Genomic DNA, 26489 nt, shown 5'->3' with positions numbered 1-26489 from the left:
AATGGATATTCAGGATGAAATACATGATCAACTCAGCCGCCGGACATTTTTGGGCCAGTCCAGCGCGGGGCTGGGAGCCATTGCGCTAGCCTCGCTGCTCAATCCAACGAAGTTGTTCGGGGGCGCAGCGGCCGACAATCCCGCTGTGGGGAAGCCGCACTTTCCTCCTAAAGTGAAGCGGGTCATCTATCTGTTTCAGAGTGGTGCCCCTTCGCAACTGGAACTGTTCGATTACAAGCCAAAATTAGAAACCATGTGGGGCCAGGATTTACCGGCCTCCGTACGCAATGGTCAACGCCTGACGGGCATGAGTGCAGGCCAGAGTCGTTTCCCACTAGCCGCATCGAAGTATAAATTTGCGCAGTACGGGCCGGGCCAGATGTGGCTCAGCGAATTGCTACCCCATACAGCCCGCATCGCCGGTGACCTTACCTTCGTTCGGTCTCTGCATACCGAAGCCATTAATCATGACCCTGCCGTCACCTTCTTTCAAACGGGAAGCCAGCAGGCGGGCAGACCCAGCTTTGGTTCCTGGATAAGCTACGGTTTAGGCTCTGATAATCAGAACTTACCGGCCTTTGTCGTACTCCTTTCCAAAGGGCGCGATGGCGATCAGCCGTTATACGCCAAACTCTGGAGCAATGGATTTTTGCCATCGGTTCATCAGGGCGTGGTGTTCCGGTCGGGACCAGACCCCGTTTACTACCTCAACAATCCGCCCGGCGTCGATAAAACCAGCCGTCGGCGGATGCTCGATTACCTGACCAAATTACATCAGGAGCAATATAAACATGTACTGGACCCGGAAATCAATAACCGGATGGCTCAGTACGAAATGGCCTATCGGATGCAGACTTCGGTGCCCGAAACGCTCGATATTTCGAAAGAGCCAGACTACATTTTTGATATGTACGGGCCCGATAGCCGCAAGCCCGGTACATTTGCCGCTAACTGCCTGCTGGCTCGCAAGCTGGTCGAAAAAGATGTGAAGTTCGTTCAGTTGTATCACCAGGGGTGGGACCAGCACGGTAATTTGCCCAATGATATCAAAACGCAGGCCAAGAGCGTTGATCAACCATCGGCGGCTCTGATTATGGATCTCAAACAGCGCGGTTTGCTCGATGACACGCTCGTGATCTGGGGTGGCGAGTTTGGCCGGGGGGCCTACTCACAGGGAAAACTTACCCGCGATAATTACGGACGCGATCACCATCCTCGTGCCTTCTCGGTCTGGATGGCTGGTGCCGGGGTCAAAAAAGGTATGGTATACGGCGAAACCGATGACTTTGGCTACAATGTCGTTCGTGATCCGGTTCATGTTCACGATTTTCAGGCAACGATTTTACACTTGCTTGGCGTCGATCACGAGAAGCTGACCTTTAAGAGTCAGGGTCGTCGATACAGGCTAACGGATGTACATGGCAAAGTTGTCAAGCCGCTGTTAGCCTAAAAGCGGAGTAGCGTCGCGGAGTAGACATGACTGGCCTATGAGGTTTTTCAACCTTATAGGCCTTACTTTTGTCTACAATCTATATGCTACAACAATTTGATACCTGGATACGAGCCATAGTTCGCTGGTGCGGCTATGTACCCAACCGCGATTTGTCGGGCTGGGTGCTGCTCACTGTGGCTATACTGATGGGCCTGCTTGTTGATCTGGTTGTTACCCAGATCATTCGCTTCGTTGTTCGGCGTCGGCCGTTTCAAACACTGGAGTATCTCAAAACATACATACGGTGGGCGTTCTGGGTGTTCGTACCGTCCCTGTTTTTTCTGCTGGCAACGAATGTCCAGTCGGCACGGTTTACCCGGCGGCATCCCGTAGCCGACAAAACCGCGGAAGTACTTTTCCTTATTTCGAGCACGTGGCTGGTCGTTCAGGCGCTGAAAGTAGGTGAGTTGCTGCTTATCCGCCAGTACGACACGGTGCAGGATGTTAATCTGTCGCATCGTAAATTCGTTACGCAGGTTCGCTTTTTTCGCCGGGTACTCGTGGCTGGCATTGTCATCGTTAGTGCATCGCTGTTATTGATTTCTTTCCAGGGAAGTCGAAAAGTAGGGCTCAGTGTATTGACATCGGCCGGTGTCGTATCCGTATTGATTGGTTTTGCCGCCCAGAAAACGCTAGCCAACCTAATGGCAGGTATCCAAATTGCCTTCAATCAGCAGATTCGGTTGGGCGATGCCGTCGTCGTTGAAAAAGAATGGGGACGAATCGAAGAAATCAACCTCACCAGTGTGATCGTTCGCATCTGGGATCGCCGTCGGCTCATATTGCCCATTACGTATTTCGTTGAAACGCCGTTTGAAAACTGGACCCGTTCGGACGCGACTATCATTGGGGCAATTTTCCTGTATCTGGATTATACAGTTCCCGTTGAAAAAATCAGAGAGAAGGCGCGGGAAGTGGCTGAAAGCGATCCCCTCTGGACCGGCGATACGTTTGCGGTGCAGGTAACGGATACACAACCTACCTGTATCGTCCTGCGGGTTCTGGTGTCAGCGCCTGACTCGCCATCGGCTTTCGATTTGCGTTGCCACATGCGCGAGAAACTGATTGCGTTCATCCGTGATGAATACCCACATAGCCTGCCGCAGACGCGCCTGATGCTGGCCGAAGAATTGAAGCCAAAAGAGAGTTAAGTATCTGGGTCGGAATACTATGCTGAACCACTTATAAAGTTTACTTAGCTGTTTGTTATGTTTTTTGTCAGCCCGGTCGTTCATTGGGCTGACAAAAAACATAGTAACCGGTCAACCAGATTTGAGGATCAATCCTCCCAGCCGAAAGACCGTTCGATGGCTTTTTGCCAGCCACGCATCAGTTTCTTGCGCTCAACATCGTGCATTGTAGACTCATACGTTTTGGCAACGCCCCAGTTTTGGCGCAGGTCGTCCAAATTCTGCCAGTATCCTACGGCGAGGCCGGCAGCATAGGCGGCTCCAAGCGCAGTTGTTTCGGTCATGCGTGGGCAAACCACAGGACCATTCAAAACATCAGCCTGAAATTGCATCAGCAATGAATTGACGACCATACCACCATCGACGCGTAATGATGTGAGCGATACCCCCGCATCCTGCTCCATGGCCCGGACTACATCAACCGTTTGATAAGCGGTTGCTTCCAGAACGGCCCGTGCCAGATGACCTTTGGTAACGAAGCGCGTCAGCCCCGCAATGACGCCCCGTGCGTCGGCTTTCCAGTGGGGAGCGTAGAGGCCTGAAAAGGCCGGTACAAAGTAAGCGCCCCCATTATCGTCAACAGAACGGGCCATCGTTTCAATATCCGTACTCTTTTTGATAATGCCTAAATTATCGCGTAACCACTGCACCAGCGCTCCGGTGATGGCCACGCTACCTTCCAGTGCGTAATGAACGGGCTGGTTCTGAAATTGATAGGCTACTGTGGTCAGGAGACCGCAGGTGGATGTACGCATTTCTGTTCCGGTGTTCATGAGCAGAAAACAACCGGTGCCATAGGTATTTTTGGCCTGCCCCGGCTCGTAACACGTTTGTCCGACCAGAGCGGCCTGCTGATCGCCCAGAATACCTGCTACCGGCACGCCGGGCAGTACTTCGGATGATACGGTTCCATACACTTCGCTGCTGGGGCGTATTTGGGGCAGCATTGCGCGCGGTATGGTGAAATCATTTAGCAGGCTATCGTCCCAGTTAAGGGTTTGGAGGTTCATGAGTTGCGTACGGCTGGCATTGGTAACGTCGGTTAGGTGCAGTCCCCCATCCGGGCCGCCGGTCAGGTTCCAAACCACAAACGTATCCATGTTGCCAAAAATCGCTTCACCCCGTTCGGCATCATCCCGCAGACCCGGCACATGATCCAGCAGCCATTTGAGCTTCAGCCCGCTAAAATACGTGGCCAGTGGTAGGCCTGTTTTGGCCCGGAAGCGATCTTGTCCCCGACTGGATGGTCCGTGGCCATTTCCTGAAAATTCCGTAACCAGATCGGCCGTCCGCATGTCCTGCCAAACGATGGCATTATAGTAGGGTTTACCTGTTCGGCGGTTCCAGACCACGGTTGTTTCCCGCTGATTGGTGATACCGACGGCGGCAATATCCTGCACCGATAGCTTGCCTTTGATGCGGGCCAGCGCGATTACTTCGAGTGTATTGCGCCAGATTTCTTCCGGATCGTGCTCTACCCAGCCGGGTTGCGGATACAGTTGTTTATGCTCTTTTTGAGCCAGTGAGACAATATTACCTTGTCGGTCAAACACAATGCAGCGGGTACTGGTCGTTCCCTGATCAATGGCGGCTATGTAGGAGGGCATAAGAATCTGAGAGTGCGAAGCTTACAACTTCTTTAAGCTGAGAATATAGAATTGATTTATTTTTTCTTGCAGAGGGATGGTAGAAATTTATGACAAGCTTACCATCCCACACACCATATTGGAAACCGTGGGGAGTAGGTTTCATCTCAGCGAAGTCAAATAATTGTTTAGGTAGATAATCGTATCGTAAGCAACATACAATGATTGTTGGTGCTATAGCACGGATCTGTTGCTGTAAAAGGTTTTTACTTAAAGCGACGTAAGTTGATAGTACAAGCGGATCTGCTGATGCACTGCCCCAAGTCTTCTTAAGGTTGATAAACGCTATGGACTGTAACGATTCATTTTTATCTGCATAGCCAATGCTTTCGTAAGGTGGGAAATCATGCAACATGCCATAAGCCCATTCACTGATTCGATGAGAAAAGCCATACCTGACGCTGTCTGTACCCTTCCACCAGTTAGCATAGTCACCTGATTCATAGGTGTCGTTCAATCGATTATGCTCTTTCGCAATGAATAGAATTTTGGTGTTTTGTTTTTCAAACTTTACTGCATCTATAATGCCATCGGTGATAATGCCATTGGCTGAGTCAGCAAGAAAGCTTGATTCATTGTAAAGGTTTTTTAATTCTTCAAAAAAGAAGTCCATCTATTGTGTTATTAGATCGTTACAATGTAAACCAACGAATCAGTAGTCCGCCAAGAGTGGCTCCGGCCAGCGACCCGACCACGGGAACCCAGCCATAACTCCAGTCCGACGAGCTTTTGCCAGCAATGGGCAGCAGGGCGTGAGCCAGACGGGGACTAAAATCGCGGGCTGGACTCATGGCGTAGCCGGTGGTGCCGCCTAGGGATAGACCAATGCTCCACACCAGGATACCCACCAGATAGGGGCCAACCCCAATGGCCAGTTCCCCCAGATGTTTGGACGAAATTCCGGCCAGGCCAAGAATCAGTATAAGCGTGGCCATAGCTTCGCTCACAACGTTTGACGCTGGTTTACGGATGGCTGGTCCCGTAGCAAAACAGGCCAGTTTAGCGGCCGGGTCTGGCGTGGCGGCCCAGTGGGGAAGGTAATGCAGCCACACCAGGGTTGCCCCCAGAAAAGCGCCAATCAGTTGCGCCGTTATATAAGGTATTACATGGCTGAAGTCGTTGGTAGCCACAGCAAAGGCAACCGTAACCGCGGGATTCAAATGAGCATCAACGCTCCCGAAGGCTTTAGCGACAAAAATGCCCATTGTTACGGCAAATGCCCAGCCTGCCGTAATAACAATCCAGCCCGAGGATTCACCTTTTGTTTGTTTCAGCACGACGTTGGCTACTACGCCGTTACCCAGCAGAAGCAATACCATGGTACCAATTAATTCGCCAAGAAAGGGAGACGTTTGCATAAGCCGTTCGTCGTTGCTACCCGGTAGCTGTCGACTTGATTCAGGGTTTAAGAATAGTTTGTGCGAATTAAGTCATATTTTTGACCCTCTTCCAAACCGGGACGTAAATTCGCTGGTCCGCTGGACGCTGAAGAGCTTCTTTTGTCCGTTTATTCTTCTTTATGAAAAGCATCATATTCGACCAGACTGGAAAACCGACCGAAATTCTGAAGGTTACCGAGCTACCGATACCTGAGCCAGGTTCTAATGAGGTTCGGGTTAAGGTCATTGCTGCGCCTATCAATCCTTCGGATACCATGTTCGTGCAGAATCTCTACGGAATAAGTCCCCAGTTGCCGTCGGGAGCGGGTTTTGAGGGCGTGGGTATTGTAGAAGCAGTAGGAGAGGGCGTTCGGATGCAAACGGGCATACGCGTTAGCTTTACCAGTATCGGCACCTGGGCGGAGTACGCTATTGCACACCATCGGAGTTTGATTCCCGTGCCGGATAGTATTTCGGACGAAGTAGCGGCCCAGTTGTTTGTCAATCCATTTACGGCCTACGCCATGGTGCAGGATTCAGGAGTACCCGAAGGTGGCTGGCTTATGCTGACAGCCGCCGGATCTGCCTTTGGTAAATTGGTTGTGCAGCTTTGTGCGATGCGGGGCATCAAAACAATTGGTACGGTTCGTCGCGATGACATGAACGACGACTTAAAAGCACTTGGCCTGAGCGAAGTGATCAATACCGAGACTGAAAATCTGGCTGCTCGCGTCAGGCAAATTACCGATGGCGCTGGCGTGGCTTGCGTGCTTGACGCGGTAGGTGGGCAGGTAGCCACTGAGTCAATTAACTGCCTGGCCCGGGGCGGCAAGATGCTGATCTATGGGCTGATGAGCTTGCAGAACCCCGTTTTAAACGCGGGCCTGTTAATCTTCAGGGAGTTGACTGTCAAGGGGTTCTGGCTGACGGACTGGATGCGCCGGGTAGATAGTCAGACGCGCATGGATGTGGCGCAGAACGTCATTAACTTACTGGCATCGGGTAAAATTAAAATGCCGGTAGAAGCCACGTATTCGCTCGATACGATTACCAAAGCCGTCGAACATGCGGATCGGCCAGGCCGATGGGGGAAGATTCTGGTGAAGCCCTGACCCTGAAAGTCTGAACCAATAACGCTGACTAATTTTCTCACACGATTTCAGGTGGCTTGCGTATCTTTGACAACATTATACGCCCCGGTGCGTTTGTTTCAATAACGATTACAGGTTTACCCTCATACACTTACCCGACTCGTTCCTATGCTCTTGCTTCAGGTTCCGGCTATTGACACTACGGCCACTTCATTGTCGGCCACAACGGCTGCCCAACCCCAAACGCTGCAATTATTTGATTTAGTAGCCAAAGGTGGCTGGGTCATGATTCCCATCGCATTCCTGCTATTCTCGGCCCTCTATCTGATTTTCGAACGTTTTTTCGTGATCCGGTCACAAAGCCGGTACGACGCCAATTTCATCGATAACATTCGGGATATGGTGGCGCAGGGAAACATCAAATCAGCCGAATCATTTGCCAAGAATCAGCGTACGGCCATGGGTCGTGTGTTCGAGAAGGCCATTGGTCGGATTGGGTCGCCCATTCGTGAAATTGAAAGTACGATCGAGACCGTTGGGCAGATCGAACTATCCCGCTTAGAGCGTAACATGGGTTACCTGGGCGTTATTGCCGGTATTGCCCCTATGTTAGGGTTTATCGGGACCATTTCCGGTATCATCCGCATCTTCTACGATATATCGCTTTCCGATAACATCAGCGTCGGTATTATTGCCGGGGGATTGTACGAAAAAATGATCACATCGGGTTCCGGTCTTATCGTCGGCGTTATCGCCTACACAGGCTATCACCTGCTCAATATGATGATCGAGCGGTTTACGCTTGCCCTGGAAGTGAACGCGTTCGAGTTTATCGAAGTCCTTCAGAAACCAACGACCGAACCCGCCCGGATGCGGTAAGTCACGTACCAGACAGCAAGCTGCTGTCTATTCATCCAAGAAAACAAACAGTAGTTTGCTGTCTGCTATAAAAGCATGAAACTCCGACGTAAAAATAAATTTGCTGCCGAAGTAGCGACTTCTTCGTTGAACGACATCATGTTTTTCCTGTTGTTGTTCTTCCTGATTATATCGACGGTGGCTAACCCAAACGTCATTAAGCTCCTCTTGCCCAAGGCCGCATCGACGCAGCAACTAAGCAAAAAGCAGGTAACTCTGTCTGTTGATGCGGACAAGAAATACTATATCGACAAAAAACCGGTTGATCCGGCTAACCTGGAGAATGAACTGAAAACAATGATGGCTGGCATTGCCGAGCCGACGGTTGTTGTGCGTTTTGACAAAACCTTGACCGTACAGGATTTGGTCGATGTACTGCAAACGGGAGCGAAACTCAATATCAAAATGGTAATGGCCACCTCAAAATAAGTAAACCGCCGGGCGGCTCCATCAGATTTTTAAGGTTTTCATGCTTGTCGTCGGTATGCAGATTGTGTACCGACTTTTTTGTTGCGTGATTTTACGGAAAGAGCAAAATCAAATGGGTTGGCTTATGAGTTTATAGGGCAAACTTAACCATTCATGATAGCTGACTATACCGAAGCCATCGTTTGTAGCGTCGATGACCTGGCCGATGGCGAACTAAAAGAGGTTCGTGTGGGTGATACCCATGTGCTGCTGGCCCGTGCTGACGGCCAGTTCCATGCGCTGCATCCCAAGTGCACCCATTATGGCGGGCCTTTGGCGAAAGGATTGCTCAATGGGCATCGACTTGTTTGTCCGTGGCACAATGCCTGTTTCGACATTAGGGATGGTCACCGGCTCGAAGCTCCGGCTTTGAACGGATTACCCACGCACGAGGTACGTATTGAAAATGGGCAGGTTTTTGTGCGCCTGACGACAGCCAAAGAAAGTCTGGAGAACCCAATGTCCGCACCAGATGAAGCCAATTCAGAAACGTTTGTAATTATTGGTAGTGGGGGCGCCGGTGCCTTTGCTGCGGAAGGAATGCGTGAAGGGGGCTTTACGGGCAATATCATGATGCTAACCCAAAGCGGAGAAGTTCCCTACGATCGGCCTAACTGCTCAAAAGATTACCTGCAGGGCAAAGCGCCAGATGAGTGGATGTCGCTCCGGTCGGAGGAGTTTTACAAAGATTACGGGATCGATATCCGCACCGATCAGCACGTAACCAGCCTTGACCCGGCAACCAAACAAATTGAACTTGCATCGGGTGAAACGCTGACCTACGACAAAGCCCTGGTTTGCCCCGGCGGCAAGCCAAACTCATTGCCTGGGTTAGCTACTGATCTGAAAGGCGTTTATACATTAAGAAGCCTGCACGATAGTCAGAAGCTTCGGGAACTCGGGCAAGCAGGCAAACGGGTCGTTATTATAGGCAGCTCGTTTATTGGCCTGGAAGGCGCCATGAGCCTGCGTAAACTTGGCAGCGATGTCAGTATTATCGGCATAGAAAACACGCCTTTTGAGAAGATTTTAGGCGGAAAGATCGGTCGGGTCATTCAGGGATGGCATGAAAAAGAAGGAATTCAGTTTCATCTGGGTCGCAAAGTGGCTCAACTGGAAGGAGCGGATGCCGTAACCGCCGTTAGTCTCGATACCGGCGAGCGCATTCCCGCTGATTTTGTCTTGCTCGGGTTGGGCGTGAAACCCAACACCGATTTCCTGAAAGGCATTTCGCTTGAAAAAGATGGTGGCGTCAGAACGGATGCGTTCCTCAAAATAGCCGACGACTTGTACGCGGCTGGTGATGTTGTTCACTACCCAACGGCCGACGGTTCGCAACGAATCGAACATTGGAAAGTGGCGGCTCAGCAAGGTCATGTGGCCGGTCTGAATATGGCCGGGAAGGACGAACCCTATCAGATGGTTCCTTTTTTCTGGAGCAATCAGCAGGGCAAACGGATCAATTACATTGGTCACGCCACCGCTTTCGATGACATTATTTTCGATGGAGACCCGGAGACTGGCGAGTCATTTCTGGCCCTGTACAGCCAAAATGGCCAGATCCTTGCCGCGGCCGGACTTAAGCGCGATCAGGACATTATTGCGATCCGGGAGCTGATGCAGGAAAACCGTCTGCCATCTGCCGAAGCAGCCCGACAGGGCATTAACTGGGTTGAGGAATTGAGGAAGCTGTAAAAAACATGGTTTTTTAGCGTAGATGGCATACCTGCTGAACAGCCAAACCTGTTTACCTTTGTAGTCAAACCCTGGAAAACCGGTTTGGTTATGACGCATCAACTTGTACTCAGAAAGCCGCTGGCCTTTTTCGATCTTGAAACAACTGGGATCAACATCGCGAAGGATCGCATTATTGACATTTGCATTATCAAAGCGTTGCCTGGAGGGGAGGTGATCGTTAAAAACCAGCGTGTTCATCCGGGCATGCCCATTCCGCTGGAGTCGAGTCTGATACATGGAATTTATGATGACGATGTTCAGGATGCGCCCCCGTTTAAGGCTGTAGCCCGCACACTGGCTCAGTTTCTGGATGGCTGCGATCTGGCTGGTTTCAACTGCAACCGGTTCGATGTACCATTGCTGGTGGAAGAATTTCTGCGCGCCAATGTCGATTTCGACATGAAAAACCGACGGATGGTGGACTCTCAGCGCATTTTTCACCTCATGGAGCCACGCAATTTGTCGGCAGCCTACCGGTTTTACTGCAACAAAGAGTTAGTTGGTGCCCACGGAGCAGAAGCTGATACAATAGCCACGCTCGAAGTGCTCGACGCTCAGGTGCAACGGTATATGGGTATGGTCGCCAAATCAGACAGTGGAGCTGATGTTGTGTTTGAAAATGACATCGATATGCTTCACAGCCTGACAGCTAATAAAAATATCGACCTGGCTGGCCGCATGGTTATCAACGAAAAAGGCGAAGAGGTTTTTAATTTCGGCAAACATAAAGGGGCTCCGGTGCTTGAGGTGCTGAAGAAGGAACCTTCGTTCTACGACTGGATCCTAAAAGGTGATTTTCCGCTCGATACCAAACGTCGTCTGACTGAAATCCGGTTACGAATGTTCAGCAGTGCCAAGCGCTGAGCTGATTTTTTTGGACAGGATTACGAGAAACTCACAAAAGGACACGGTTTTTTGCCTTAGTTTTACGATAAGCCTGTCTACAGACAGAAAACACCATTACACCGATTCCGAATAATCTTTACCTTTGCGGAACTTTGTATTAACCGGCAAGCCATGCAACCCACGCAGGACGTCCTCATTCCGGAAGTCATTCAACAAATACCGCTTACGTACTACCTGATTCTCAGTACCGCGCTTTTCGTTATCGGCATTATAGGCGTACTGACCCGGCGCAATGCCATCATCATCTTCATGTCCATTGAGTTAATGCTCAATGCCGTCAATTTATTATTAATTGCGTTTTCGTCGTATCGCTCCGATTCTTCGGGGCAGGTATTCGTCTTTTTTATCATGGCCGTTGCTGCCGCCGAAGTATCGGTTGGGTTGGCTATTATTGTTATGATTTACCGAAATACCCGCTCGATCGACGTGGGATTGCTCAATAAACTGAAATGGTAAAATAAGTCGGCAGTCGTTCGTATAGGATAGTAGGTATGCCTACATAACTGACTATTCGTACATGACTATCGCCTATTGACTTGCGACCAATGAAAATAGAATTACTCAGTGCGTTAATTCCGCTCTTTCCGTTACTTGGCTTTCTGATTAACGGTCTCGGCTTTCGTCGGGTACCAAAAGGTTTAGCCGGTGTGCTCGCTACGGCGGCTGTCCTTGCCTCCTTCCTGTTGTCAATCTACCTGTTCAGTTCTTTTTCGGGCGATTCTCAGCCAATCGTTGCGACGCTTTTCGACTGGATCAGCGTTGGCGATTTACACATCAATTTTTCGTTTCAGATCGATCAGCTATCCCTGCTGATGCTTCTTGTGGTAACGGGCGTTGGCTCACTGATTCATTTGTACAGCATTGGCTACATGAGCCACGACGAAGGATTTGGTAAGTTCATGGCCTTCCTGAATCTTTTCATTTTCTTCATGCTGTTGCTGGTGATGGGGTCAAACTACGTCATCATGTTCATTGGCTGGGAAGGCGTGGGACTTTGTTCGTACCTGCTCATTGGCTTCTGGAATAAGAATGTTAGCTACAACAATGCCGCCCGCAAAGCCTTCGTCATGAACCGCATTGGCGATTTGGGCTTCCTATTGGGTATATTCATGCTTATTAACACCTTCGGTACCGTTGAGTACATCGATGTGTTCAAACAAGCTACGAGTTTAGAAATAGGTGACACCACGGTGCTGATTATCACGTTGCTCCTGTTTGTAGGCGCTATGGGTAAGTCGGCGCAGATTCCGCTCTACACCTGGTTGCCCGACGCTATGGCTGGTCCGACACCGGTATCGGCTCTGATCCACGCGGCTACCATGGTGACGGCGGGCATCTACATGGTTGTCCGGTCAAACGTGCTCTACACACTTTCCCCATTAACGCTCGAAATAATTGGTGGTATTGCCATTGCCACGGCGCTGCTGGCGGCTTCCATCGGCCTGCTGCAAAATGATATCAAGAAAGTGCTGGCCTATTCGACGGTTTCACAACTGGGCTATATGTTCCTGGGTCTGAGTGCAACAGCCTACACCGCGGGCATGTTTCACGTTATTACCCACGCCTTTTTCAAAGCCCTGCTGTTCCTGGGAGCCGGTAGTGTGATCCACGCCATGTCCGATGAGCAGGATATTCGCAAGATGGGAGGTCTGCGTAAGGCGTTGCCTGTTACGTTCGTCACCTTCCTGATTGGTACAATTGCTATTTCGGGTTTACCGCCCTTTGCCGGGTTCTTCTCGAAAGATGAAATTCTGGCGCATGTATTCGAGCACAACAAACTGCTGTGGGCGCTGGGTGTTTTGGGTTCTGGCCTGACATCCTTCTACATGTTCCGCCTACTATTCCTGACTTTTTTCGGGGAGTTCCGTGGCACAGAGGAACAACGTCACCATTTACACGAGTCGCCCATTTCGATGACGTTGCCGCTGATGGTGCTAGCCGTATTATCGGCGATCGGTGGTGGACTCAACCTGCCGGGTGGCGGCTGGCTTAGTCATTTTATGGCGCCCATTTTTGATGGATCAAGACTGGTGAATCCCGAAGCATTTGCCGAATCGACAATCGAGCACAGCACGGAGTATATCCTGATGGCCGTTTCGGCCGGTGTTGCGTTGCTGGCTCTTGTGATTGCTTATGTTATGTACATCAGCCGTCAGGCCGTTCCTGCGCCTGATTCAGCCGAACGTTCGTTGCCGACGCAAGTGGTATACAACAAGTATTACGTAGATGAATTATACGAAGCAATCATCATTCGGCCCATTCGTGGGCTGGGCGACACGCTATATAGTTTTGGCGAAGGGCTTGTTGATGGCATCGTGACGGGTATTGGCTGGCTCGTTCAAAAAAGCTCAGCGCAGTTGCGGTTGTTGCAAAGCGGCTCCATCGGCTTTTATGTGCTGGCTATGGTCGTGAGTATTGTTGCCATTTTTGCCTTACGATTCTTTATTCGGTTATAAGCCGGTTCCCGGCTTTGGGCTTTTCGGTTAAGTGGCCGGGAAGCAAAAGCCGTATCCGAAAACTTGTTCAAGATGCTTACTCTATTTCTTATACTTTACCCTGCCGTAGCGGCCACCCTGATTTTCCTGATCGGGGGCGAGCGAATTAAACAGGTAGCGCTGATTGCTGCGCTGATTGAACTTGCGCTGGCTGGCTACGCCTTTTTTATCTTTAAGCCCGATGCCACGTCTCAGTTTGGGTTCGATTATCCGTGGATCGAGTCGCTGGGTATTCGGCTCAGTGCGGGTATTGATGGCATCAGCGTATTGCTGGTGTTACTGACGGGTTTGCTGGTTCCGTTTATTGTTCTATCGACCTTTAACCGGACGTATAAACAACCCGCCACGTTCTATGCGCTGATGCTATTTATGCAGGCGGCTCTAATGGGCGTGTTTACCGCTCGCGACGGGTTTCTGTTTTATTTTTTCTTTGAAGCGGCCCTAATTCCGATTTACTTTCTGGCCGCTATGTGGGGAGGAGAAAACCGGATTCCTGTTACCTTCAAGTTTTTCGTTTATACCATTTTTGGTAGTTTATTCATGCTGATTGCCCTGGTGTATCTATATTACCAGACACCGGCAATCGATGGATCGGCTCACTCGTCGGCCATTGCTGATTTTTACAAGCTCCAACTGACACCGCAGGCACAGAGCTGGCTTTTCTGGGCGTTCTTCATTGCTTTTGCTATCAAAATGCCCGTCTTTCCTTTCCATACGTGGCAGCCTGATACGTACGTTGAATCGCCAACGCCTGCTACTATGCTTCTGGCGGGCATCATGCTCAAAATGGGCGTTTATGGGCTAATTCGGTTTATCCTCCCCATTGTTCCGCTTGGTGTTGAAGCCTGGGGAAAAACAGCCATTGTTCTAGCTGTTATTGGCATTATCTACGGCGCCATCATTGCCATTCGCCAGCGCGATATGAAACGCCTGATTGCTTATTCATCGTTCTCGCACGTTGGCCTGATGGCGGCCGGGGTGTTCTCCCAAACCGAAACCGGTATGCAGGGAGCGCTGGTGCAAATGCTGGCCCACGGTATCAATGTGGTCGGCCTGTTTTTTGTCGCCGACATTATTTTTTCCCGGACCAGTACCCGGCAACTCGATCAGCTTGGTGGCATTACACAGTCGACGCCTAAACTAACGGTATACTTCCTGATTATGCTGCTAGGGAGTGTAGCCTTACCGCTTACAAATGGATTTATCGGTGAGTTTCTGCTATTACACGGCGTTTTTACCTACAATCATTATCTGGGTTTAGCCGCTGGGTTCACCATCATTTTCGGCGCGGTATACATGCTCCGTATGTTCCAGAAGAGTATGTTCGGCCCCACATCGCCCCGTACAGAATCATTCGCTGATCTGACCACTTCAGAAAGCTGGGTATTTATCCCGCTGGTTGTCATGGTTTTCTGGATCGGCGTTTACCCACATACATTCCTTAACGTAACCGAACCTGCCGTAGCTAACCTGATGAAATACATCGGTACAACGTCAGTGTCCATGAAATAAGACTGTTTCCAGTGACCAGGCTGCGGGCGGCATATTGCCGGTACGTAATCCAGAAACTGAAAACCCGGCGGGTAACCGCGTAAACTGTAAACCTATGTTTCCAATTGTTCTGTTATCGGTTTTTGGCATAGTCCTGCTGTTTCTTGGCTTTATGAAGTCGAGAGCCATTCTGCTGCCTGCTACTCTCTTGTTTCTGCTCATTACGTTAGCCGTCAACTTCCTCGACTGGAACAAGACCTATCTGTATTTCAACGATATGCTGCGGACCAACAACCTGGCTATGGTATTTACGGCTATTGTGTTAATATCTGCTTTTCTGGTTGTCGCTTTGTCGGGTAGTTTGATCGAAGGCGAGGAGTCGCAACCTGCCGAATATTATGCCATTATCCTGTTTTCGCTGGTTGGCGCTGTCATGATGGTCAGTTTCGAGAATCTGACGATGCTATTCGTTGGTGTCGAGATTTTATCGGTTGCCATGTATGTGCTGACGGGCAGCGACAAGCGTAATCTGCGTTCGAATGAAGCGGCTCTGAAATATTTTTTGATGGGCTCTTTTACCACAGGAATCATGCTGTTTGGTATGGCCCTTCTGTATGGAGCCACTGGTTCATTTACCATTGCCGGAATTGGTGCTTATGCGGCTCATCCGCAGGTTGGCCTATCGTTGTTATTATACGTTGGCTTGCTGATGTTGCTCATCGGCTTGCTCTTCAAAGTATCGGCGGCTCCTTTCCATTTCTGGACACCAGACGTTTATGATGGAGCGCCAACAATTTTCACTGCTTTCATGTCTACTGTGGTGAAGACAGCGGGTTTTGCGGCCTTGTTCCGGTTGTTATCCGTTTCATTTATTGGCGTATATAGCTTCTGGTGGACTGTTCTGGCGGTAATTACAGCGATTACCCTTGTGATCGGTAATGTGACCGCGGTTTATCAGAATAGCTTCAAGCGGATGATGTCTTATTCCAGCATCTCACACGCGGGTTATTTACTGATTGGGTTAGCGGCTCTTGGTGCCCTCACCAAACAGGCTATCGTTTTTTACTCACTTGCTTATTCCGTCGCTACGATTTCAGCATTCGGTATTTTGTTGCTGATTGCTCAGCAGCGCAGTACGCAAACGATTTCCGGAGAGGGTGTGATGCGGGAAAACTTCGATTCCTTCAATGGGCTTGCCAAACAGAATCCATTCCTGGGGTTTGCCATGACCGTGTCGATGCTGTCGCTGGCAGGAATTCCACTAACGGCTGGTTTCTGGGGTAAATTTTACATGTTTTCAACGGCTGTTGAGCGGGGACAAATTTGGCTGCTGGTCATTGCCGTTCTTATGTCGGCGGTCGGTATCTACTACTACTTTCGGGTTATCATTGCGATGTATTTCCGGGATGGCGCTACTGAACCCATCCGAATCGCTCCTTTTTACCGGTACGTATTGTTGGCAGCCAGCATCCTGACCATAGGATTGGGCGTTGCGCCGGGTCTTTTACAGGGACTTTTCTAGGCTATATGTCACTGTTAGGCAGGCCATAGCCTAGAAAAGAACTTGTTTTTGGCGCTGAGTTTGTACTTTTGGGCTGTTGTTAAGCCTGAAGGCAGACGAATTTGACCAATTGTCCAGTAAAAAAGTGAACGTGAGCAGTATCGACCAGCCGAAATATAAAAACTACAAAAGTTTTTTCTCGTTTTTCCTGACGGCTCTGCTTGGCGCATCTGTTAATTTCTTCAGCCAGATTTTCTATCGCAAATCCTTCGATTACTCCACCAGCGTTTTTCTTGGTTATTTGACGGCTACTGTCGTTAGCTTCGTGCCAACTAAACTATTCGCGTTTTCGGCTAAGGAAACGGGCAACACGGGACGCGAAATGATAAAGTTTGGCATCATTGCGCTAGTGGCCTGGGGTGTTCAGGTGGGTGTAGCTGTGGCCACGCTCGAATGGATAGCGAATCCGTATTTTCCCAACGCAAGTACCTTTTGGCGGGAGAAGGGCTCCCACGTGGTGGGTATGGGTTTTAGCTTTCTGGCTAATTACTTCGGTCATAAACTGCTGACTTTTCGAAGTACAGGTGTGTATGACAAAATCCGCTTCCGTGCCCCCAAGCAAGAAGAAAATCAATACTGACACAATTCCCATCTTTAATTAAGTCAATCGGTAATGGTACTATTCTGCTGCCAACTGCTGTCTGTGGCCTAATAATTGACTACGATTTTGGATTTACCTGGAAAAAACTATATTTGTACCTGGAAACCTAAAAAATCACTGAGAGGATGAAAAAAGTATTCGCTTTATTGTTCGTTGGTAGCATGCTAACCTTCGCAGCTTGCCAAAGCAAACCTAAAACAGAAGAAACAACAACCGATTCGACAGCTGTCATGTCAACCGACACCACCACGATGGCTACGGATTCTGCTTCGACCATGTCGACGGATTCTGCATCAACGATGACTGCTGACACCACGACGAAATAAGTTCTTCTCGTCAAGATTTAAAAAAAGCCTTATTTTTATAAGGCTTTTTGTTTTTCATCCCTTGGCAGATCCGTTCACGATTTATTTTCCGCCAACCGCTGCTGCCTATTGTCGGGCACTTTGGCAACAGTATAAATTTCACTTTCGGGTCGTTAAACCACGGCAGACCCGGCTTGGTGATTTTAGAGTATTACCGAATCACCAAATGCAGATTACGGTAAATGCCAACCTCAATCCATACGCCTTCCTGATTACCTACGTCCACGAAGTGGCTCATGCCGATGTCCATATTAACTCTAAACGGCGTGTGCAGCCCCATGGGAAAGCCTGGCAAACGGCGTTTCAGCGACTCATGCAACCGCTACTGACGGAAACCGTTTTTCCGCCGGTTATTCTACAGCCTCTTCAGCAGTACATGACCAGACCAGCCGCTACAACCTATGCCAGCCCGGCATTGATGATAGCGTTACGTCAGGAAGATGCTGTCGTTCTGGACGCGGTTGGAGAGAAAAAAATACTGTTGAGCCATGTGCCTGAAGGACAGGCGTTTCAATTTGCAAAAAAGACCTTCATCCGGGGTACGCTGCGCCGGACCCGTGTCGTTTGTAAAGAAGTATCTACGGGTAGATCATACGCCATTCTGGCTCATGCGTGGGTAGCCCCAGTGAAAAATGAAGAATGACCAATGAAAACTAGCCCAGTAGTGGACGAAATGTGGAGAAGGCGATATGGGCTACTCCATTTATTCTTCATTTTCCATTTTTTATTCTTCACTCATTCTCTGAGCGCACAATCTGTTTTGCGTACGGGCAACTGGGTAAAAATTGGGGTAACTCAGTCCGGCGTTTACCGGCTGAGCCAATCGCAGCTCGCTCAACTCAATCCCGCTTTTGCCACAGCTGACCCCAGACGGATCCGCTTGTACGGCAACGGTGGGGGTATGCTTCCGCAACCCAATGCTAGTCCGCGTCCTGTTGACTTAACCGAGAATGCCATTCAGGTACTGGGAGAAGCCGACGGCCACTTTGATGCGGGCGATGCGCTACTGTTCTTTGGCCAGAGTCCGCACGTAATTCGATATGATTCGACGGTACGTCGTTTCACGCACCAACTGAATGTCTATTCCGATACAACTTTTTATTTTCTGACTGTTGGGGACGTACCTGGCTTGCGCATCGCCGATAAACCCGTGGGAACCCTTACAACTGCATCCACGGTCACAACCTTCACAGATTATCAGTTTCATGAACTGGATCTCTTGAAAATCCCATCTGTCCGTTCCGGTCGGGAGTGGTTAGGAGAGTACATGACGCTCGATACAACGCAGACCGTTTCCTTCGATGTGGCCGGAATCGTACCGACCGTACCGCTACGCGTAATGGCTTCGGCAGTGGCCGGAGCCACATCACCAACCCGGTTTCAGTTGCAGGTTAATGGGCAAGTGGCTGGTGTAATGTCCATGCCGGTAATAGATGGTTATGAATACAATTATCAGGCACTGGCCCGCACCGATACATTCCAGACAACATTACCGACCGCTGCTAGCTCCGTTCGGTTGGCGCTTACGTTTCAGAAAAACGGGCAATCATTTGCGCAGGGGTATCTCAATTTCCTGTCCTTGCAGACCCAGCGTGAACTGCGTCAATATGACAATCCGGTTTGGATACGTCGGTTATCGGTTGGACAAACGGCTGTTCGGCAGGCAACGGCTGGTTTACGCGTTTGGGACGTAACGAATCCATTTGCTCCCGGTAATCAACTGTATACGCTATCGGCCATGCTGGAAGCGGGCTGGAAAATGACTCGGACAAGCGACTATTTTCTATTTACCGATGCTCAGGTTTTAACACCCGTATCGTTGGCAACGGTATCAAATCAGGATATTCGGTCCCAGGCTACACCCGATTTGTTAATTGTGACACCAGCCGTCTGGCGCGAACAGGCCGAACGGTTAGCACAGTACCGGCGCGAGCATGATCAGCTTTCTGTGCTGATCGTAACAACGCAGCAAGCCTTTAATGAATTTGGGTCGGGCCAACCCGATCCAACCGCCATTCGGGATATGGCCAGGTATTTCTACCAGAAGCAACCCACAAAATTTCGGTACCTGCTGCTTTTTGGCGACGCTACGTTCAACTATCGCAACATTGGCGGCTCCGTCAGCCCGACACAACTAGCGAACATGGTTCCGGTCTACGAGAGTCGGCAGTCATTACATCCGGTTTTGAGTTACTCATCGGATGATTACTTCGGATTTATGGGCGCCGATGAAGGTGAATGGCAGGAAGACACAACTGGTGACTATAAGCTGGATATTGGCATTGGTCGCCTACCGGTAAAATCGGTCGATGAGGCCAGTACGGTTGTCGACAAACTAATTCGGTACAGTTCTGATCCCACCTTATCGGGCGACTGGCAAACCCGGATAATGCTTATTGCCGATGATGGAGATTATAACATTCATCAGCAGGATGCGAACCAATTGGCCAACAGTGTAGAAAAAAACGCTCCGGCCTACCGGCCACAACGGGTCTTTCTGGACGATTATCCGCAGGAAAATACGAGTGAAGGCCAGAAAGCTCCGCTTGTCAACCAACTCATTGATCAGTCAATTGCCGATGGGCAACTGATTATCAACTACAGTGGTCATGGGGGAACTTTAATACTTGCCGACGAGCAGATTGTAACGCTCAAGGACATTCTTTCCTGGAAAAACCGGCGATTACCTCTCTTCGTTACGGCCACCTGCCAATTCGGGCGTTACGATGATCCCAGTATTACTTCAGGGGCTGAGCTAGCCTTACTAAGCCGAACAGGAGGTGCCGTTGGTTTACTGACCACCACCCGACCCGTATACGCGAATACAAATTTATTACTGAACCAGGCTTTCTATAATGCTGTCTTTAAGCCGATTAATGGTCAGATGCCCCGCCTTGGCGACGTAATGCAGAGCACGAAGAACAATAGCCTGAGTGGAGCAGTGAATCGTAATTTTGCCCTTCTCGGCGACCCATCCATGCGACTGGCGTATCCACAAGCCAAGGCTGTACTCACCCGGGTGAATGGTAAAGCCGTTACAGATACCCGTCGGGATACATTGCGGGCGTTGCAAACGGTCGAACTGTCGGGTGAAATACAGCAACTGGAGAAACGACTTTCCAGTTTTTCGGGCCTCCTCCGACTGACGCTGTATGATAAGAAAGCAACGAGAACAACGTTGGGCTCCGAAGCCAACAGCCCTAAGATGACTTACCAAACGTTTTCTAATCCAATTTTTACGGGGCAGGTACCTGTCCAGCAGGGGCAATTCACGGTACGTTTCACTATGCCCAAAGATATTAATTATACGGTTGGTTTAGGGAAATTGTATCTGTATGCCGTGCAGGCTGATAGTGTACTCGATGCGGTTGGCAATTACGATAGCCTATTTATTGGCGGCAGCGTCTTGGCTGATACGGTTGATAATCAGCCCCCTACTGTAGCGATGGCGGTGGTTGGTGGTCTGGCTGATGGCGACCGGATTCGGGTAGCCGGACCAGATATAACCCTTCGCGTTGGTTTGGCCGATAACCGGGGAATCAATATTGCCCGGTCTGGTCTGGGGCACGAACTCACCGCTCAGCTTAATGACCAGCCAGTGGTGATTCTGAATGAAAGTTACGTAGCCACTGGCACCGACGGACGCCAGGGCGAGGTCGTATACACCTTTCGGAATGTAATACCGGGCACCTATACGATTCGGGTCAAAGCCTGGGACATCAACAATAATTCAGCAGAGGGCACGTTGACCATAGTAGTTTCGGCACGCCCTGGATTAGAAGTGACTATATTGCGGCTCAACCCCAATCCGGTTAGTTCTCAGACTACGTTAAGCGCTGAACTGAATCGCTCGGGAGAGCCGCTCGACTGGACATCGGGTATTTATGATTTAACAGGCCGATTAGTGTATCAGCAAACAGGTCAGTGTACGAATTGCGAAGCTAATCTGGCTGTTGGTACCTGGAATGGTTTAACCAAAACGGGAGAACCCCTGGCCAATGGGCTGTATATTGTTCGTTGTCAAGTCCGTTCGGCCGTCGATGGAACTGTTGCCAATGCGACCTGCCGATTAGTACTAACCAAATGAATTCACAGACTTAAAGTTATCTCTTTTTCTAATTCAACCTTTCATTGTAATTTTGACCACACAGTACTGTCATTCTCACTATCATCGGTACTGTCGTTGACCAACCCACTTTATATGAACCGCAATTTTTTCCGTGTTCTTTTCGGCGCATGTAGCTTTTTTCCGTTCGTCGTCTCTGCTCAATCCACAGTTCCTAACCTTAGCGGCCAGTTAAATATCCCTACTTCATCGGTTCCTTTTCTCAACTTCACGCCTGATGCTCGTTCCGGTGCGCTGGGTGACGCTGGCGTAGCCCTCGGTGATGTAGACGCCAATGCAATTTTCTGGAATCCATCGAAGTTAGTTTTTGCCAAACAGGATAAAGGGGCCTCGATCTCTTACACGCCCTGGCTGCGTAACCTGATCGGCGACATGTATTATACGTACTTGAGCGGTTACTCTAAAGTGGGCAAGAACTCTGTGGTGGGTGGCTCGCTCATGTATTTTGACCTGGGTACTGTCGATTTTACAACGGCAACGGGTGTGGCAGCGGGTACATTCAACTCACGTGAGTACGCTATCACCGCTACGTTTGCTCAGCGTCTTTCGCAGAACTTCTCACTTGCCGTCGACCTTAAATACCTTAGCTCCAATCTGGCGGCTGGCAGCAGCAATCCGGGGCTGAAGCCCGGTTCTACGGCAGCCGCCGATATCAGTGCGTATTATCAGAATGAAGCCCGCGACAACGCAACCGGTAAAGGAATTGGCTGGGCTTTTGGCGGTATGATCTCTAACCTGGGCGGCCGTATCAATTACGGCGGAACCCAAAGCTATTTTATTCCCACGAACCTCCGTTTAGGAACCCGGTTGACCATTTTTGCCGATCAGTACAACAAATTCAACTTTGTGCTGGATGCCAATAAATTAATGGTGCCAACCCCTAATTTTCAGACTGTTAATGGCGTAACAACTAACGTGAATGCCAATAAAAACTATTTCAGTTCCGTGTTTGGGTCGTTCGCAGATGCACCCGGCGGCTTTAGCGAAGAGTTGAAAGAAGTTACACTATCGACAGGGGTCGAATACTGGTACAACGATCAGTTTGCTGCGCGGGTGGGTTATTTTAACGAATCGAATGCAAAAGGCGGTCGTAAATACGTAACAACCGGAATTGGACTGAAATTACAACAGCGGTTTGGCATTGACTTCTCTTATCTGCTTCCTGTTAAACAAGGTAGCCCCTTGTCCGAAACGTTCCGGATTTCATTATTGCTAAGCCTGAACAAAGGTAGCCGCATCGATGGCGATGATGAGGCTTATTCGAACGACTCCAACTAACTAAAAGAGCGAAAGAGTGAGCGAGCGAAAGAGTGAATTGAACCGGATGGTTTTCACTCTTTCGCTCGCTCACTCTTTCGCTCTTTTCGACTTATGATTCTCGATAGAACACAGCCGCCTGCTTTTCAGGCCATTCAGCAAATACAATTACCCGCCGTTCAGTCGCACCGTCTGGACAACGGCGTCCCGTTGCATCTTATCTCGGTTGCACACCAGCCGGTTTTGCGTTTGGAGTGTGTATTTAATGCCGGGACCTGGTACGAGCAAGTACCAGGGAGTGCATTTTTTACGATGAAGATGCTGTCGGAAGGGACGCCTGCCCGTTCATCGGCGCAAATCAATGAATACATTGACCGGTATGGCGCATTTCTGGAATTAAACTCGGGACCTGATCGGGCCAGCGTGGTGGTTTACTGCCTGACGAAGTTTCTGCCAGATTTGCTGCCGCTGCTTCGTGAGATGCTGACTGAACCGGCTTTTCCACAAAAAGAGCTGGATGACCTGCGTAACATCACGCTTCAGAACCTGCGTGTCAATTACGAGAAAAACGCCTACCTCGCGGGCGTGCTCTTTCGGGAAACGCTCTTCGGTGCCGATCATCCATACGGGCGCAGTCAGCGGCCGGAAGCTGTTGAGCAACTCACCCGACAAGGCGTTGTCGACTTTTTTGAACGGGTTGTTCGTAATCGACCGTTTCAGATCGTACTGGCTGGGCAGGCAACGGAAAATGAGGTTGTCGCCATCAACCGTGAGTTGGGCCAGTTGTCCATCCGCACCGATACGCTGGCGTCGGCAGATGGGCCTATCCAGGCCGATGATCGGTTGGCGGTGCTGGCAGAAAAGCCCGACAGCATTCAGTCATCCATACGAATTGGCCGACGGCTGTTTACCCGGTCGCACCCGGACTTCTTCAAAATGCTCGTTACCAACGAAATTCTGGGGGGGTATTTTGGGTCCAGGCTAATGAAAAATATTCGTGAGGAAAAAGGATTCACCTACGGCATCTCATCGAATATGCCCTCTTTCCGCCGGGATGGGTATTTTCTGATTGGCACCGATGTCAACAAAGAAAATACGCAGCAGACGCTGGATGAGATCAGAAAGGAAATTCATATTCTACAAACGGAGCCCGTATTGCCCGATGAATTAGAAACCGTTCAGAACTACATGGCTGGCGAGTTTGTCGGTTCGCTTAATACACCCTTCGAAATTGCGGACCGGTACAAGGTAATTCTGCTGGACGATATGCCCGCCGATTTTCTGACGACATACATTCAGCATGTGAGGGCCGTATCGCCAACGGATATTATGGAAATGGCTGGTCGCTATTTGGCATCTGATAGTCTACGGGAAGTAATTGTCGGTGGAAAATAGGGGTTTATTGGCTAATTTTCTGAAATTTATTTACTAGTACAGTTGTTTCGTAGGTTAAAAGCATTGACCGTCTAGTAACAATACCTTAATTTTGACCTCACAGTTAAGGGTCGAAGGCGGTTTCGTCAGATCGGTCAATCCTTTTATCCAACAATAACTTACTTTATCTGTTGATGAATATCCTTCTCATTAGCATTACAGTGGTCGTGGCCTATTTACTGGGCTCAATACCTACGGCTGTTTGGTATGGACAGGGCTTTTTCGGTCTCGACATTCGTAAATTCGGCAGCGGTAATGCGGGGGCTACCAATACCTTCAGAGTACTGGGCAAACGGGCTGGTACCATTGTTATGCTCGTGGATGTTCTGAAAGGGTACACAGCTGCTATTCTTTCTTCGCTGCTGTGGTATGCCGACGTTATTACGGATAATGAAATTCTGACATTCAAGATTGTCTTCGGACTGGTCGCCGTAATTGGCCATTTATACCCTGTCTTTGCTAATTTTAAAGGTGGTAAAGGTGTGGCTACCTTACTGGGAATGGTTCTGGCTACGCACCCCGAAATGGCGGTTGTCTGCATAGGTATCTTTTTGCTGGTCGTCATCGCATCCCAGTATGTATCCTTGGGGTCTATTATGGCGGCCCTGGCTTTTCCCGTTTTGCTACTACTTCGAATTTTTGGTCAAAAGGAAAGTCCCTTACTCATTGTCTTCGGCTTCGTTGTCTTTTTGCTGGTTGTGCTAACCCATCAAAAAAACATTGGCCGGTTGCTTCGTGGCCAGGAGACGCGTACCGTCCTGATTCGTTTACGCAAAAAACGATAAACCCCAAAACGATTTCCAACAGCATCGACGCCCCGACGTTGCGCAAAAAGTGCGTAACTTCGGGGCGAACTTTTAGGGGTGTATGAGGGAGGATGTATTGATCCTGCACAGACCATACATCCCGTATCTACAGCTTATTTTGCATGACGACTTACCTTGACGCTAACAAACAGCGATTTTTAGACGAATTGCTGGAATTACTCCGCATTCCGTCGGTGTCGGCCGATTCTAATTTCAAAGGCGATGTTCGCCGGGCAGCCGAATTTGTGAAGGATAAACTACAGGCAGCCGGTTTAGATAACGCTCAGCTCTTCGAAACGCCGGGCCATCCAATCGTTTATGCGGAGAAGTTAATCGATCCTGCCATACCTACCGTGCTGGTATATGGGCATTACGATGTTCAGCCCGCCGATCCTTATGAACTCTGGCATACGCCCCCTTTTGAGCCTACCATTCGGAACGAGCGGATCTATGCGCGCGGAGCCTGCGATGACAAGGGCCAGTTTTACATGCACGTAAAGGCTATCGAAGCGATGGTGGCCACCGATGGACTGCCGTGTAATGTAAAAGTGATGATTGAAGGCGAAGAAGAAGTGGGTTCCGACCACCTGGGTATTTTTGTCGCTGAACATCGCGACATGCTGAAAGCGGATGTCATTCTGGTGTCGGATACCAGCATCATATCGAACGATACACCTTCGATCGAAATCGGATTGCGTGGACTCTCTTATGTCGAAGTGCATGTAACGGGCCCTGATCGGGATCTGCACTCGGGTGTATATGGTGGTGGAGTAGCCAATCCAATCAATGTGTTGTGCGACATGATTGCGTCTCTCCACGATGAAAATGGTAAAATAACCATTCCGGGCTTTTATGATAACGTAGCCGATTTGAGTGCGGCCGAACGAGCCGAGCTGGCCAAAGCTCCTTTCGATTTGACGGAATACAAGCGCGAGCTGGGCATTAATGAGGTGATGGGCGAGGCTGGTTATTCGACCAACGAGCGCACATCTATTCGACCAACGCTCGACGTGAATGGGATCTGGGGTGGTTATACTGGAGAAGGTGCCAAGACGGTATTGCCATCGAAAGCATCGGCCAAAATCAGCATGCGGCTGGTGCCTAACCAAACACCCGACGAAATTACCGAACTGTTCACTAATCATTTTATGTCTATCGCGCCGGCTGGTGTTACGGTTACGGTTGCTCCACACCACGGGGGCATGCCTTATGTTACACCTGTCGATTCCATCGAGTTTGAAGCAGCCAGTAAAGCGTTTGAAGATGCCTGGGGGAAAAAGCCCATTCCAACGCGGGGTGGTGGCAGTATTCCAATTATGGCACTTTTTGAGCAGGAACTGGGCGTTAAATCCATTCTGATGGGCTTTGGTTTAGATACTGACGCCCTGCACTCGCCCAATGAAAGCTACGGGCTGTTTAATTTTTACAAGGGAATTGAAACCATCCCTTATTTCTACAAACATTACGCTGCGCTCAAACAGTAAGTTTTCCCTAAACCCGCTACCAATTAATCCCGGTTTTTCTTT

General features: G+C 49.7%; 22 protein-coding genes. 19 read left to right on the top strand and 3 right to left on the bottom strand.

Going from position 1 to position 26489, the window contains the following annotated elements:
* The first annotated feature begins 1 nt into the window (after nucleotide 1).
* Together ACYU8Y_RS27215 and ACYU8Y_RS27210 are read left to right on the top strand one after the other, a co-directional pair.
* Complete coding sequence (locus ACYU8Y_RS27215) at nucleotides 2-1450, top strand: DUF1501 domain-containing protein (RefSeq protein ID WP_460941372.1); 1449 nt, start codon at nucleotides 2-4, stop codon at nucleotides 1448-1450.
* Between the two features lie 83 nt (nucleotides 1451-1533).
* A complete protein-coding gene (locus ACYU8Y_RS27210; protein WP_460941371.1) occupies nucleotides 1534-2643 on the top strand; it encodes a mechanosensitive ion channel family protein in 1110 nt (369 codons plus the stop codon).
* 128 nt (nucleotides 2644-2771) lie between these two features.
* Here ACYU8Y_RS27210 and glpK read toward each other — a convergent pair whose 3' ends face one another.
* From glpK to ACYU8Y_RS27195, 3 genes are read right to left on the bottom strand one after another with little or no spacing between them, the layout of a single operon-like run.
* The gene (gene glpK / locus ACYU8Y_RS27205; protein WP_460941370.1) at nucleotides 2772-4289 is read right to left on the bottom strand and encodes a glycerol kinase GlpK; all 1518 of its coding nucleotides are present in this window, start codon (nucleotides 4287-4289) and stop codon (nucleotides 2772-2774) included.
* A complete protein-coding gene (locus tag ACYU8Y_RS27200) occupies nucleotides 4264-4941 on the bottom strand; it encodes a hypothetical protein (RefSeq protein WP_460941369.1) in 678 nt (225 codons plus the stop codon). Before ACYU8Y_RS27200 ends, glpK begins: the two co-directional genes overlap by 26 nt.
* A gap of 19 nt (nucleotides 4942-4960) precedes the next feature.
* Nucleotides 4961-5686 carry an MIP/aquaporin family protein gene (locus tag ACYU8Y_RS27195; RefSeq protein WP_460941368.1) on the bottom strand — a complete coding sequence of 242 codons (726 nt, stop codon included), beginning with the start codon at nucleotides 5684-5686 and terminating at the stop codon, nucleotides 4961-4963.
* A 161-nt stretch (nucleotides 5687-5847) separates the two neighbouring features.
* Here ACYU8Y_RS27195 and ACYU8Y_RS27190 point away from each other — a divergent pair, with 161 nt between their 5' ends.
* The 17 genes from ACYU8Y_RS27190 (at nucleotide 5848) to ACYU8Y_RS27110 (ending at nucleotide 26447) form a co-directional block, all read left to right on the top strand.
* Nucleotides 5848-6819 (top strand): zinc-dependent alcohol dehydrogenase family protein, encoded by a 972-nt coding sequence (locus ACYU8Y_RS27190; RefSeq protein ID WP_460941367.1) that lies wholly within the window; start codon nucleotides 5848-5850, stop codon nucleotides 6817-6819.
* A gap of 147 nt (nucleotides 6820-6966) precedes the next feature.
* On the top strand, nucleotides 6967-7677 hold the full coding sequence (locus tag ACYU8Y_RS27185) for a MotA/TolQ/ExbB proton channel family protein (RefSeq protein WP_460941366.1): 711 nt from the start codon (nucleotides 6967-6969) through the stop codon (nucleotides 7675-7677).
* Between the two features lie 75 nt (nucleotides 7678-7752).
* Nucleotides 7753-8145, top strand: a complete 393-nt coding sequence (locus ACYU8Y_RS27180) for an ExbD/TolR family protein (RefSeq protein WP_460941365.1) — start codon at nucleotides 7753-7755, stop codon at nucleotides 8143-8145.
* A 153-nt stretch (nucleotides 8146-8298) separates the two neighbouring features.
* The gene (locus tag ACYU8Y_RS27175; protein ID WP_460941364.1) at nucleotides 8299-9879 is read left to right on the top strand and encodes an FAD-dependent oxidoreductase; all 1581 of its coding nucleotides are present in this window, start codon (nucleotides 8299-8301) and stop codon (nucleotides 9877-9879) included.
* A gap of 90 nt (nucleotides 9880-9969) precedes the next feature.
* Nucleotides 9970-10785 carry an exonuclease domain-containing protein gene (locus ACYU8Y_RS27170; RefSeq protein ID WP_460941363.1) on the top strand — a complete coding sequence of 272 codons (816 nt, stop codon included), beginning with the start codon at nucleotides 9970-9972 and terminating at the stop codon, nucleotides 10783-10785.
* A gap of 153 nt (nucleotides 10786-10938) precedes the next feature.
* Entirely contained in the window at nucleotides 10939-11283 is a 345-nt protein-coding gene (nuoK, locus tag ACYU8Y_RS27165; RefSeq protein ID WP_046577146.1) for an NADH-quinone oxidoreductase subunit NuoK, read from the top strand.
* 89 nt (nucleotides 11284-11372) lie between these two features.
* On the top strand, nucleotides 11373-13283 hold the full coding sequence (gene nuoL, locus ACYU8Y_RS27160) for an NADH-quinone oxidoreductase subunit L (RefSeq protein WP_460941362.1): 1911 nt from the start codon (nucleotides 11373-11375) through the stop codon (nucleotides 13281-13283).
* A 72-nt stretch (nucleotides 13284-13355) separates the two neighbouring features.
* A complete protein-coding gene (locus tag ACYU8Y_RS27155; RefSeq protein ID WP_460941361.1) occupies nucleotides 13356-14834 on the top strand; it encodes a complex I subunit 4 family protein in 1479 nt (492 codons plus the stop codon).
* A gap of 94 nt (nucleotides 14835-14928) precedes the next feature.
* Complete coding sequence (locus ACYU8Y_RS27150; protein WP_460941360.1) at nucleotides 14929-16335, top strand: NADH-quinone oxidoreductase subunit N; 1407 nt, start codon at nucleotides 14929-14931, stop codon at nucleotides 16333-16335.
* Nucleotides 16336-16444: 109 nt separating this feature from the next.
* Nucleotides 16445-16954, top strand: a complete 510-nt coding sequence (locus ACYU8Y_RS27145) for a GtrA family protein (RefSeq protein WP_460941359.1) — start codon at nucleotides 16445-16447, stop codon at nucleotides 16952-16954.
* A gap of 146 nt (nucleotides 16955-17100) precedes the next feature.
* Nucleotides 17101-17301 carry a hypothetical protein gene (locus ACYU8Y_RS27140; RefSeq protein WP_460941358.1) on the top strand — a complete coding sequence of 67 codons (201 nt, stop codon included), beginning with the start codon at nucleotides 17101-17103 and terminating at the stop codon, nucleotides 17299-17301.
* A 61-nt stretch (nucleotides 17302-17362) separates the two neighbouring features.
* Entirely contained in the window at nucleotides 17363-17983 is a 621-nt protein-coding gene (locus ACYU8Y_RS27135) for a SprT-like domain-containing protein (protein WP_460941357.1), read from the top strand.
* Between the two features lie 3 nt (nucleotides 17984-17986).
* On the top strand, nucleotides 17987-21427 hold the full coding sequence (porU, locus tag ACYU8Y_RS27130; RefSeq protein WP_460941356.1) for a type IX secretion system sortase PorU: 3441 nt from the start codon (nucleotides 17987-17989) through the stop codon (nucleotides 21425-21427).
* Nucleotides 21428-21541: 114 nt separating this feature from the next.
* Nucleotides 21542-22744 carry a type IX secretion system outer membrane channel protein PorV gene (gene porV, locus ACYU8Y_RS27125; protein WP_460941355.1) on the top strand — a complete coding sequence of 401 codons (1203 nt, stop codon included), beginning with the start codon at nucleotides 21542-21544 and terminating at the stop codon, nucleotides 22742-22744.
* Nucleotides 22745-22837: 93 nt separating this feature from the next.
* The gene (locus ACYU8Y_RS27120; protein WP_460941354.1) at nucleotides 22838-24118 is read left to right on the top strand and encodes a M16 family metallopeptidase; all 1281 of its coding nucleotides are present in this window, start codon (nucleotides 22838-22840) and stop codon (nucleotides 24116-24118) included.
* Nucleotides 24119-24291: 173 nt separating this feature from the next.
* Entirely contained in the window at nucleotides 24292-24942 is a 651-nt protein-coding gene (plsY, locus tag ACYU8Y_RS27115; protein ID WP_460941353.1) for a glycerol-3-phosphate 1-O-acyltransferase PlsY, read from the top strand.
* 143 nt (nucleotides 24943-25085) lie between these two features.
* Nucleotides 25086-26447 (top strand): dipeptidase, encoded by a 1362-nt coding sequence (locus tag ACYU8Y_RS27110; RefSeq protein ID WP_460941352.1) that lies wholly within the window; start codon nucleotides 25086-25088, stop codon nucleotides 26445-26447.
* Nucleotides 26448-26489: the final 42 nt, after the last annotated feature.

It is taken from the genome of Spirosoma humi, from assembly GCF_054776575.1.
This window is presented reverse-complemented; position numbering and strand designations above follow the sequence as displayed.

Coding starts and splice junctions, on each gene's coding strand:
- ACYU8Y_RS27195 (WP_460941368.1), bottom strand. CDS start 5,686: ATGCAAACGTCTCCCTTTCTTGGCGAATTAATTGGTACCATGGTATTG.
- ACYU8Y_RS27215 (WP_460941372.1), top strand. CDS start 2: ATGGATATTCAGGATGAAATACATGATCAACTCAGCCGCCGGACATTT.
- glpK (WP_460941370.1), bottom strand. CDS start 4,289: ATGCCCTCCTACATAGCCGCCATTGATCAGGGAACGACCAGTACCCGC.
- ACYU8Y_RS27170 (WP_460941363.1), top strand. CDS start 9,970: ATGACGCATCAACTTGTACTCAGAAAGCCGCTGGCCTTTTTCGATCTT.
- porU (WP_460941356.1), top strand. CDS start 17,987: ATGAAAACTAGCCCAGTAGTGGACGAAATGTGGAGAAGGCGATATGGG.
- ACYU8Y_RS27150 (WP_460941360.1), top strand. CDS start 14,929: ATGTTTCCAATTGTTCTGTTATCGGTTTTTGGCATAGTCCTGCTGTTT.
- plsY (WP_460941353.1), top strand. CDS start 24,292: ATGAATATCCTTCTCATTAGCATTACAGTGGTCGTGGCCTATTTACTG.
- ACYU8Y_RS27190 (WP_460941367.1), top strand. CDS start 5,848: ATGAAAAGCATCATATTCGACCAGACTGGAAAACCGACCGAAATTCTG.
- ACYU8Y_RS27155 (WP_460941361.1), top strand. CDS start 13,356: ATGCTTACTCTATTTCTTATACTTTACCCTGCCGTAGCGGCCACCCTG.
- ACYU8Y_RS27120 (WP_460941354.1), top strand. CDS start 22,838: ATGATTCTCGATAGAACACAGCCGCCTGCTTTTCAGGCCATTCAGCAA.
- ACYU8Y_RS27140 (WP_460941358.1), top strand. CDS start 17,101: ATGAAAAAAGTATTCGCTTTATTGTTCGTTGGTAGCATGCTAACCTTC.
- ACYU8Y_RS27175 (WP_460941364.1), top strand. CDS start 8,299: ATGATAGCTGACTATACCGAAGCCATCGTTTGTAGCGTCGATGACCTG.
- nuoK (WP_046577146.1), top strand. CDS start 10,939: ATGCAACCCACGCAGGACGTCCTCATTCCGGAAGTCATTCAACAAATA.
- porV (WP_460941355.1), top strand. CDS start 21,542: ATGAACCGCAATTTTTTCCGTGTTCTTTTCGGCGCATGTAGCTTTTTT.
- ACYU8Y_RS27210 (WP_460941371.1), top strand. CDS start 1,534: ATGCTACAACAATTTGATACCTGGATACGAGCCATAGTTCGCTGGTGC.
- ACYU8Y_RS27180 (WP_460941365.1), top strand. CDS start 7,753: ATGAAACTCCGACGTAAAAATAAATTTGCTGCCGAAGTAGCGACTTCT.
- nuoL (WP_460941362.1), top strand. CDS start 11,373: ATGAAAATAGAATTACTCAGTGCGTTAATTCCGCTCTTTCCGTTACTT.
- ACYU8Y_RS27200 (WP_460941369.1), bottom strand. CDS start 4,941: ATGGACTTCTTTTTTGAAGAATTAAAAAACCTTTACAATGAATCAAGC.
- ACYU8Y_RS27185 (WP_460941366.1), top strand. CDS start 6,967: ATGCTCTTGCTTCAGGTTCCGGCTATTGACACTACGGCCACTTCATTG.
- ACYU8Y_RS27110 (WP_460941352.1), top strand. CDS start 25,086: ATGACGACTTACCTTGACGCTAACAAACAGCGATTTTTAGACGAATTG.